This window comes from Acidovorax sp. (assembly GCF_047607405.1).
Lineage (GTDB): Bacteria > Pseudomonadota > Gammaproteobacteria > Burkholderiales > Burkholderiaceae_C > Acidovorax.
Window position 1 is genome coordinate 1 of the sequence record NZ_JASGDA010000062.1, and the last position, 9068, is coordinate 9068.

Annotated in this window: 10 protein-coding genes; 8 read left to right on the forward strand and 2 right to left on the reverse strand. The window is 69.3% G+C overall.

Annotated features, from left to right (window positions below; genetic code table 11):
* The coding region (locus QM569_RS07375) for an amino acid ABC transporter ATP-binding protein (RefSeq protein ID WP_414986583.1) at positions 1 to 434 on the forward strand (434 nt) is incomplete at its 5' end.
* Between the two features lie 267 nt (positions 435 to 701).
* Here QM569_RS07375 and QM569_RS07380 read toward each other — a convergent pair.
* Positions 702 to 1742: an OmpA family protein gene (locus tag QM569_RS07380; protein ID WP_414986584.1), complete on the reverse strand. Its 1041-nt coding sequence runs from the start codon at positions 1740 to 1742 to the stop codon at positions 702 to 704.
* A gap of 175 nt (positions 1743 to 1917) precedes the next feature.
* Between QM569_RS07380 and pyrC the strand changes: the two genes are divergently transcribed.
* The 5 genes from pyrC to htpX all read left to right on the forward strand — a co-directional run bounded on the left by pyrC (position 1918) and on the right by htpX (position 5409).
* Entirely contained in the window at positions 1918 to 2961 is a 1044-nt protein-coding gene (pyrC, locus tag QM569_RS07385) for a dihydroorotase (protein WP_414986585.1), read from the forward strand.
* Positions 2946 to 3728, forward strand: coding sequence for a DUF3025 domain-containing protein (locus QM569_RS07390; RefSeq protein WP_414986586.1), 783 nt, complete (start codon positions 2946 to 2948; stop codon positions 3726 to 3728). The genes pyrC and QM569_RS07390 overlap by 16 nt, the downstream gene beginning before the upstream one ends.
* A gap of 10 nt (positions 3729 to 3738) precedes the next feature.
* Complete coding sequence (locus QM569_RS07395; RefSeq protein WP_414986587.1) at positions 3739 to 3981, forward strand: hypothetical protein; 243 nt, start codon at positions 3739 to 3741, stop codon at positions 3979 to 3981.
* The gene (locus QM569_RS07400; RefSeq protein WP_414986588.1) at positions 3978 to 4409 is read left to right on the forward strand and encodes a type II toxin-antitoxin system VapC family toxin; all 432 of its coding nucleotides are present in this window, start codon (positions 3978 to 3980) and stop codon (positions 4407 to 4409) included. Before QM569_RS07395 ends, QM569_RS07400 begins: the two co-directional genes overlap by 4 nt.
* A 124-nt stretch (positions 4410 to 4533) precedes the next feature.
* On the forward strand, positions 4534 to 5409 hold the full coding sequence (gene htpX / locus QM569_RS07405) for a protease HtpX (protein ID WP_414986589.1): 876 nt from the start codon (positions 4534 to 4536) through the stop codon (positions 5407 to 5409).
* On the opposite strand, the gene QM569_RS07410 is transcribed toward htpX, so the two are convergent.
* A complete protein-coding gene (locus tag QM569_RS07410; RefSeq protein ID WP_414986590.1) occupies positions 5406 to 6539 on the reverse strand; it encodes a helix-turn-helix transcriptional regulator in 1134 nt (377 codons plus the stop codon). The genes htpX and QM569_RS07410 overlap by 4 nt on opposite strands.
* Before the next feature lie 128 nt (positions 6540 to 6667).
* Here QM569_RS07410 and QM569_RS07415 point away from each other — a divergent pair, with 128 nt between their 5' ends.
* Both QM569_RS07415 and QM569_RS07420 read left to right on the forward strand, forming a co-directional pair.
* Positions 6668 to 7315 carry a hypothetical protein gene (locus tag QM569_RS07415; protein ID WP_414986591.1) on the forward strand — a complete coding sequence of 216 codons (648 nt, stop codon included), beginning with the start codon at positions 6668 to 6670 and terminating at the stop codon, positions 7313 to 7315.
* Positions 7312 to 9068: hypothetical protein (locus QM569_RS07420; RefSeq protein ID WP_414986592.1), on the forward strand; the 1757-nt coding region annotated here is incomplete at its 3' end. The genes QM569_RS07415 and QM569_RS07420, both read left to right, overlap by 4 nt.

Below are 9068 nucleotides of genomic sequence, written 5' to 3' on the forward strand. Positions count from 1 at the left end.
AGGTCAAGGTGCTGGGCCGCAGCATCGACGAAGCCAAGACGCGCGGCCTGAAGATGCTCGACCGCGTGGGCCTGATGGCGCACAAGGACAAGTTCCCCGGCCAGCTCTCGGGCGGCCAGCAGCAGCGCGTGGCCATCGCCCGCGCGCTGTCGATGGACCCGAACGTGATGCTGTTCGACGAACCCACCTCGGCGCTCGACCCCGAAATGGTCGGCGAGGTGCTGGACGTGATGGTCAGCCTGGCCAAAGAGGGCATGACCATGATGTGCGTGACCCACGAAATGGGCTTCGCGCGCAAGGTCGCCAGCCGCGTGATCTTCATCGACGTGGGCGGCAAGATCCTGGAAGACTGCTCCAAGGAAGAGTTCTTCGGCAACCCCGAGGCGCGCCAGCCGCGCACCAAGGACTTCCTCAACAAGATCCTGCAGCATTGAGAACGTGTGAACGAATCCGCCATGCCCGCTCATCACGCCAAAACACGCCCCCTCTGCGTTGCAAATGCTCGCCATAGCCCGAGCTATGGCTGCGCTTTGCGCCTTGATGGGCCGCGTTTTGACGCGCTGCTCGGCCACGCCGAATTCATTCACACGTTCTGAGCGGCGCTGGCCCCTCACTAAACAAAAGGCCCCCCGGGGCCTTTTGGTTTTTTAAGCCTTTTTGGCCTCTGGCGCTTATGCAGCAAGCGCCATCAGCTATCAAAATCATTGCAAAACCAGCTCCACGCGCCGGTTCTTGGCCCGCCCCGCCTCGTCGCGGTTCGACGCTACGGGCGCCAGGCTGGCGACGCCGTTGGCCGTGAGCCGGTCACGCGCAATGCCGTAGTCGCGGCCCAGCGCGGCGGCCACCGCGTCGGCGCGGCGGCGGCTCAAGTCCAGGTTGGCGGCCAGTGGCCCCACGTTGTCGGTGTGGCCCACCACGTGCAGCTTGAGCGCGGGCTGGGCCTTGAGCAGCGCGCCGATCTGCTCCAGCGACGGGCGGCTTTCGGGCTTGATGTCGGCCTTGTTGGTGTCGAACAGGATGCCGTAGATGGCGACCCTGCCGTTGGCGTCCAGGCTCTTGCCCATCTCGCTGGCGCTGATGGTTTCCATCTTCTGCTCGCGCGCCTTGGGGCTCACGTGGGCCACGAAGACGCTGGTGCGTTTCTGAAACTCCTTCTCGTCGCAGTACGCCGACAGAATGCCCGGCTTCCACGCCATCACCGCCAGCGCCGCGCCCGTGGCCTTGTTGTCCAGCACGGCGTAGCGGAAGTCGCTGACGATGTTGCCCGCCCCGCACGCCGCCGGCGAGTTGTTGCCCACCTTGGACTCCCAGGTCTTGGGCATCACCAGCGACGACATGCCGTAGATGCCGATGTCGCGCGCGTCGCCGCAGGCCTCGCCCGCGCATTCATACACCGTCTCGTAGCCCGCGCCCTTCAGCTCCTGCTGGTAGTTGCGCAGCACCTCCAGCGCGGTGCGGCCCTCGGGCGTCAGGTACTGCGCCACGCTGCGCTGGCCCGAGCGCGCGAGCGCCTGGGGCACCTGCCACTTGTCGTCGCGCTGCAGTGCCTTGGCCGTGGGCCACTTCACCTCGTCATAGGCCACGTCGTCGCGGTACACCAGCACCGAGCCCGCGTAGCGCTTGAGGCCGGGCGGGTCCGTCAGGCCCTTCACGTCCTGCTGGGGAACGTCGGTGGCGCTGGCCGCGAAAGCGGCGCAGAGCAGGGCGGTGCTGGCGATGAGAGGGCGTAAGGTGTGCGGCATGTTTGATAGGTAAAAGTGCCTCCAGCGCTTATGCAGAAAGCGCAAGCAGCTATTGAAAAATGAGCAATCTGCATCCCTGGCTGGACTGTCGGCGATGGTCGCAAACGCCGCCGCAGAAAACATCCTTCAAATGAAGGAGAGGCCCCGGCCCCGGCGCGAATGGGACAATGCCGCCATGACAGCCACCCCCGCAACCACCCTCACCATCACCCGCCCCGACGACTGGCACCTGCACGTGCGCGACGGCGAGCCGCTCGCCACCGTCGTGCCCCACACCGCCGCGCAGTTCGGCCGCGCCATCATCATGCCCAACCTGCGCCCGCCCGTGACCACCGCCGCGCAGGCCGTGGCCTACAAGCAGCGCATCCTGGCCGCCGTGCCGCAAGGCGTGCAGTTCGAGCCGCTGATGACGCTGTACCTCACCGACAACCTGCCGCCCGACGAAATCGCCCGGGCCAAGGCGGCGGGCGTGGTCGCCGCCAAGCTCTACCCCGCAGGCGCCACCACCAACAGCGACGCGGGCGTGACCGACATCCGCAAGACCTACAAGACGCTCGAAGCCATGCAGAAGGCGGGCCTGCTGCTGCTGGTGCACGGCGAAGTCACCAGCCCCGACATCGACCTGTTCGACCGCGAGGCCGTCTTCATCGACCAGCAGCTCATCCCCCTGCGCCGCGACTTTCCGGAGCTGAAAATCGTCTTCGAGCACATCACCACACAAGACGCCGCCGACTACGTGGCGGGCAGCGACGCTTTCACCGCCGCCACCATCACCGCGCACCACCTGCTGTACAACCGCAACGCCATCTTCACCGGCGGCATCCGCCCGCACTACTACTGCCTGCCCGTGCTCAAGCGCGAGACGCACCGCAAGGCGCTGGTGCGCGCCGCCACCAGCGGGTCGCCCAAGTTCTTTTTGGGTACCGACAGCGCGCCGCACCCCGCGCACCTGAAGGAACACGCCACCGGCTGCGCGGGCTGCTACACCGCGCACGCGGCCATCGAGATGTACGCCGAGGCATTCGACAACGCGGGCGCGCTCGACAAGCTCGAAGGCTTCGCCAGCCTGCACGGCCCCGCCTTCTACGGCCTGCCGCGCAACCAGGGCACCATCACCCTGCGCCGCGAATCGTGGGTGCCGCCGGAGAGCTTCGTCTTCGGCGACGCCAGCCTGAAGCCCCTGCGCGCGGGCGAAGCGCTGCCGTGGCGGCTGGTGTAGGCGCCATCGACTGGAACGCCCCCTGGCTCGCGCCCTGGCGCGACGCCGGGCAGCCGCTCGCGCAGCGCGTGGCGGGCGGCGAGGCGGTGCATCAGGCGCTGCAGGCCGCGCCGCAAGCCGCCGTGTACTTCGTGCCCCAGACTGAACTGCCCGCGGGCACGGCCTACGAGCAGTTCATCTTCGACACCCGCCGCGTCCCCACGCGCGACAACCTGCACGACTTCTTCAACGGCCTGGCGTGGCTGCACTTCCCCCAGGCCAAGCAGCGCCTGAACGCACTGCAGGCCCAGGCCATCGCCGCCGACGGCGTGCAGTCCGTGCGCGGGCCGCTGCGCGATGCGCTCACGGTGTTCGACGAGAACGGTGCCTTGCTGCAGGCGCCGCCCGCTCTGTGGGACGCCCTGCGCGCGCGGGACTGGCGGCGCCTGTTCGTGGACCTGCGCCCGCTGTGGCGCGAGGCCCGGCTCACGCTGTTCGGCCATGCGCTGCTGGAAAAGCTGGTTTCACCCCGAAAACCCATGGTAGCGCACGTCCATTCTGCGCCAGCAGCTATTGATTCCGTAGCAGAACTGGACGCCTGGCTCGCCCAGGCCGTGCAGCCGCAGGCGTGGGCCGCCAAGCCCTTCGCGCCGCTGCCCGTGCTGGGCGTGCCCGGCTGGTGGCCCGCCAACGAGGCGCCGGGGTTCTATGACGATGCACAGGTCTTTCGCCCCGCCCGCCCGCCAGAAGGCGCGGGCGATAATATGGGTACCCATATTGCCCGCTAGGGGGTGCCGCATGAAAACCACCATCGAACTGCCCGACGCATTGTTTGCCGAAGCCCGCCGCTTTGCCGACGACAACGGCATGACCATGAAGGCCCTGATCGAGCAGGGCTTGCGCAAGGCCATGGCGGCGAAGCAGGACAAGCCGTTCAAGCTGCGCGACATGAGCGTGGGTGGAGACGGCTTGACGCCCGAATTCAAGAATGCCTCGTGGGAGCAGATGCGCGATGCCATCTACGAAGGGCGCGGAGGATGATTGCGCTGGACACCAACCTGCTGGTGTACGCGCATCGCATCGACAGCCCTTTCCATGCCGCCGCCGCGCCCCTGGTGCGCCAGTTGGCCGAGGGCAGGGCGGCGTGGGCGATACCCTGGCCCTGCCTGCACGAGTTCTACGGCATCGTCACCCGGCTGCGGGTCTATTCGCCGCCCAGCACGGCGGGCGAAGCCCTGGCGCAGATCGACGAATGGATGCGGTCCCCGTCCCTGCACCTGCTATCCGAAAGCCCAGGCCACTGGCCGCACCTGCGCCGCCTGCTCGACAAAGGCAAGGTGCAGGGGGCGATGGTGCATGACGCCCGCATCGCCGCCCTGTGCCTTGCGCATGGCGTGCGCGAACTGTGGAGCGCCGACCGTGATTTCAGCCGCTTTGGCGGCCTGCGAGCGCGCAATCCGCTGGTGTGAAACACCCTAATCCCTGCCCACCCTTGGGTGATAAGCGCCTGCCCCTACCATAGCGCCACGGCTTGAAGGCGGGCGCACCGCCCCCACGTACAGGCACGTTCCTTACTACCCCCACGGAAAATCCATGAAACGGATCGCGCTATTTGTGTTGACCAACCTGGCTGTCGTCCTCGTGCTGGGCGTCGTCGCCAGCCTGCTGGGCGTCAACCGTTACCTCACGGCCAACGGCCTGAACCTGGGCGCGCTGCTGGGCTTCGCGCTGGTCATGGGCTTTGGCGGCGCCATCATCTCGCTGCTCATCAGCAAGCCCATGGCCAAGTGGAGCGCCCAGGTGCAGATCATCGACGGCAGCGGCTCGCCCGACGAGCGCTGGATCGTCCAGACCGTGGAGAAGTTCGCCAGCCAGGCGGGCATCGGCATGCCCGAGGTCGGCATCTTCCCCGGCGACCCCAACGCCTTTGCCACCGGCGCGTTCAAGAACAGCGCGCTGGTGGCGGTATCCACCGGCCTGCTGCAGAACATGACCCGCGAAGAGGTCGAAGCCGTCATCGGCCACGAGGTGGCGCACATCGCCAACGGCGACATGGTGACCATGACGCTGATCCAGGGCGTGATGAACACCTTCGTGGTGTTCCTGTCGCGGGTGATCGGCTACGCGGTGGACGGCTTTCTCAACAGGAACAACGAGAACCGCTCCGGCCCCGGCATCGGCTACTACGTGACCACCGTCGTGCTCGACCTGGTGCTGGGCTTCGTTGCCGCCATGATCGTGGCCTGGTTCAGCCGCCAGCGCGAGTTCCGCGCCGACGCGGGCTCTGCCCGGCTGATGGGCCGCCGCCAGCCCATGGTCAACGCCCTGGCCCGCCTGGGCGGCCTGCACCCGCAGGAGCTGCCCAAGAGCATGGCGGCGATGGGCATCGCAGGCGGCATTGGCAAGCTGTTTTCCACGCACCCGCCGATCGAGGAGCGCATCGCCGCGCTGCAGCAAAACGCGCCCTAATGGTGGATGGGCGGCAGGGCGCCCAGCAGGCGGATCAGCTCCTGCTGCCGGGTCGTCCCCGTCTTGGCGAAGATGGCCGACAACTGGCTGCGCACGGTGGAGATCTTCACCTGCAGCCTTTCGGCCATTTCAGCGGGTGCCAGGTTCTCCAGCAGCAGCGGCAGCAGCCGCGCCTGCGCGGCGGACAGGCCAAAGGCGCGCACCACAAAGTCCAGCGCCGGGCCGGACTGGCGGGCCGGGTCCAGCAGCATCAGCATGACCGAGGCGCGCACCTCCGCCGCGCCGGTGACCCGTGGCGACGAGATGGGCAGGGCCAGCGCCAGCAGGCGCTGGGGCGCATTGCCCAGCGGCGCCACCCCGCCCTGGCCCAGGGCGCAGGCGTGCAGCAGGTCGCCCAATGCGCCCGTCGCGGGCACGGTGCGCGGCAGGCCGCCCAGCAGCGGGGCGTGGGCGGGTGAGTCGCCCAGCGCCACTGCGCGGGCGTTGGCGTGCTGCACGCGCTGCGCCGGGTCGATGAACAGCACGCCAAAATCCAGCCCGTCCAGGCTTTGGTGGAACAGCGCCACCTGCTCCCGCAGGTGGCGCATCTGCCAGTGCAGCTCGAAGGCCCGGTGCAGGTGCGGGTACAGGCCGCGCAGGGCCTGCACATCGGCGTCGGAGAAATCCTCGCGCCCCGGGTGGCGGAACAGGCTCAGGTGCATGGGGGGCGCCAGCAAGGGCGCGCTGCCGTCCGCCAGGACGCAGGCGAGCGCGTGCTCCGCGGGCATGGTCGCCATGAACTGCTGGTAATACGCGGTGCGCCGCAGGTCCTGCACCGGCAGCACGTCGGTGCTGCGCGCGATGCTGCCGGTATAGAACATCCCCCGCTTGATGCCGGTCTGCAACAGGATGTCGTGCTGCCACCAATGGTCGGAGTAAGCGCGGGCCACTTCCTCGCGGTGGTTCCAGGCGGCGTAGAAGCTCTGGTCGCGCTGGCCCTTGCCCATGACCACCAGCATCCCGATGTTGGCGCCCAGGTACTCGGCGATGGCCTGCACCGCCGCGTCCCACAGCGCATCGCACCCCACGGCGCCGTAGATGGCGTGGAGCACTGCATCCAGGGACTGGCGGGGTTCCTGCTCCGTGTGCATAAGGCGGCTGTCGTGCGTTGCGGTGCCGGAAATTCTGTCAGATTTCGGGGACGATCCTTCATGTGAAGGATGCCGGCTGCAGCCCGCTCGCCAAGAATCGCGCTCCATCAGAACCCGTGGAGTGCGGTATGGGGACAAAGTCCAAGCGTGATTGGGTGGCCTGCCTGGCGCTGGCCGCAGGGATGTCGGGGGCCCTTGCCCAGGTGCAGCCGCCGCAGGTGCTGGCGGGCGGGGTGGCGCTGCAGATGGCGTCGTCGCCGTCCCTGGCGCAGATCCGCGCGCTGCCGCCCACGGCGCTGGTGCAGCTCAAGTCCGGCAAGGTGGTGCAGGCCCGGCAGGTGCAGGCCATGGCCGAGGCGCTGCAAGGCATGTCGGCACGCCCCGTGCAGGGGCCGCTGGACCTGGCGCTGCGCAGGCAGACCGGCCCCGCCGACGTGGTGCTGGGCAGCGCGGGCCGCACGCTGGGCGAGGTGCGGCGCATGCCGCCCGCCACGGTGGTGCAGCTGGCCGACGGCACCCGCGTCTCCGTGGCAGACATCGCCAAGGTCGAGGAATTCGCCCGCCGCACCAACCTGCAGGCGCGCATGGGGCTGGCCGCCCCGGCTGCGGCGGCGCCCCCGGCGGCCAAGGTGCGCACCATGGCCGACGTGATGAACCTGCGGCTGCCCGACAGCGCCATCGTCGAGGCGCCCAACGGCGCCCGCGCACGCCTGGGCGAGCTCAAGGCGCTGGTGGCCCAGCGGCAAAGCGAACGTACACGGGGAGTGCGGCCATGAAGACACCGCTGACTGCCTGCATGCGCGCATGGCTGCGCGGCGCCCTGGGCCTGCTCGTCGTGCTGATGGCCACCTGGGGTACGCCCGGCACGGCGCGGGCGGACGTGCTGGACCTGGTGGGCAAGCTCGGGCCCGTGGTCAACCCCTACATCGTCCCCGTCAAGCTCGAATGGATCGGGCCCGTGGTGTCGGCCCTGTCGTCGCCCGCCTGCCAGAACCTCGGCTCCGACGTGGGCGCGGCACAGTGCGCCGACGCCGTGCTCTCCACCGACGCGGCCAACGAACTGGCAGGGGCGGACGCCAAGATGATCCAGGCCGTGCTGGCGGTGTACCTGGATCTGCGCTCGGGCGATTGGGCGGGGCTGTTCGAGGACCTCTTTCGCATGGCCACCAGCGGTTCGCCGCTGGACGTGGCCTGCCTGGCCATCAGCGTCGTGGCGTCGGGCTTTCCGGTGTGCGAGGTGTTCAAGCTGCTGTACGACGTGGGCGCGGCCCTGGTCGGCGCGGCGGGCGAGGCGGCGTCCGCGCTGGAGGACTGGGGCGAGAAATTCATCCAGGGCGACCACATGTCCTGGGGGCAGTACTTCAGCGAACGCTGGGTGCCCCACGTCGAACGGGTCGCGCGGGGCATCGCCACCGGCTCCGAGCCGAACGCCTGGGATGCCGTGCTGGCGGGCGCAGGCGGTGTTTACAACAAGTGCTTTGAATATTTCGACAGCCACCGCGTGAGCGGCAAGAACGCCAATGGCGTGTGCAGCGACATGCGCGACGGCACGGCCAAGCACATCGGGGAGTTCCAGGGCAGGGGCTTTACCCAGCTGGTGCAGTGGCGGCAGCAGGAATACCTGCTGCCCCAGGCCGCGCGCAATGCGGTGGACGTGCAGGTGAAAGCCTATGACACCCCCGCCAACCGCCAGTACCCGCCGCCCCCGCCCGAGCTTGCCGCCTACCTGCCGCCCGAGGCGGTCCAGGGCCTGCCCGCCAGCGACATCCAGCGCGCCGTGCGCGCCGTGTATGGGCTGAACCTGAACGACGGCACGGTGGGCGTGGATGCGTGGCCGCCCCAGTCGATTGGCGGGCTGGCAAAGGCCCTGATGCGCACCCGCGCGCCCAACGCATCGTCCTCCAGCCAGGCGGCGGCGCAGGCCATTGCCGAGACGGAAGGCGTGGTGGGGCTGCCGTCGCGGATCAAGGAGCGCATCGACGCGCTGCGCAAGGAGCGCTGGGACCAGTTGCTGTACCAGGCCAAGGTGGCGGCCCTGCCCTACGGCAAGCGCGACGAACTGCGCGCGCGCTGTGCCGCACACCCCAACCCGCTGGCGTGCCGCCAGCAAGTGGACAACGGCGACCTGGCGTGCAAGGCCAAGGTGGACGCCATGCCCAAGCCCAACGCGCTGGGCGGGCCGGGCGCGGTCAGCGGGCCGCTGCAGGCGCGTGCGCAGGCCACCGAGGAGTGCTATGCGCAGCTGGAGCAGGCCGTGTTCGGGGCGAAGACCCTGCAGCCATCGGCCTTGCAGCCTGGCGCGACGCCGGGCGTCAACCCGGCGCTGGCGAATGCGGGCGCGCAGCCGCCGCAGCGCCTGGGCATGCAGGCCCTGCCCGGCATTGGCGGCGTGGGCCAGGGCCCGCGCGGGCCGTTCCAGGGGCAGGCGCCCGCTGCGGCGCCCACACCCGCTGCCACAGCGCCTGCGGCTGCGGCGCCCGCCGTCCCCGCGCGCGTGTCGCCCCAGGTGGCCGCGCAGCCCGCGCGGGC

Excerpts from the sequence above, each read along its gene's own strand:
- QM569_RS07380 (WP_414986584.1), bottom strand. The coding sequence starts at position 1,742 with ATGCCGCACACCTTACGCCCTCTCATCGCCAGCACCGCCCTGCTCTGC.
- pyrC (WP_414986585.1), top strand. The coding sequence starts at position 1,918 with ATGACAGCCACCCCCGCAACCACCCTCACCATCACCCGCCCCGACGAC.
- QM569_RS07395 (WP_414986587.1), top strand. The coding sequence starts at position 3,739 with ATGAAAACCACCATCGAACTGCCCGACGCATTGTTTGCCGAAGCCCGC.
- QM569_RS07400 (WP_414986588.1), top strand. The coding sequence starts at position 3,978 with ATGATTGCGCTGGACACCAACCTGCTGGTGTACGCGCATCGCATCGAC.
- htpX (WP_414986589.1), top strand. The coding sequence starts at position 4,534 with ATGAAACGGATCGCGCTATTTGTGTTGACCAACCTGGCTGTCGTCCTC.
- QM569_RS07410 (WP_414986590.1), bottom strand. The coding sequence starts at position 6,539 with ATGCACACGGAGCAGGAACCCCGCCAGTCCCTGGATGCAGTGCTCCAC.
- QM569_RS07415 (WP_414986591.1), top strand. The coding sequence starts at position 6,668 with ATGGGGACAAAGTCCAAGCGTGATTGGGTGGCCTGCCTGGCGCTGGCC.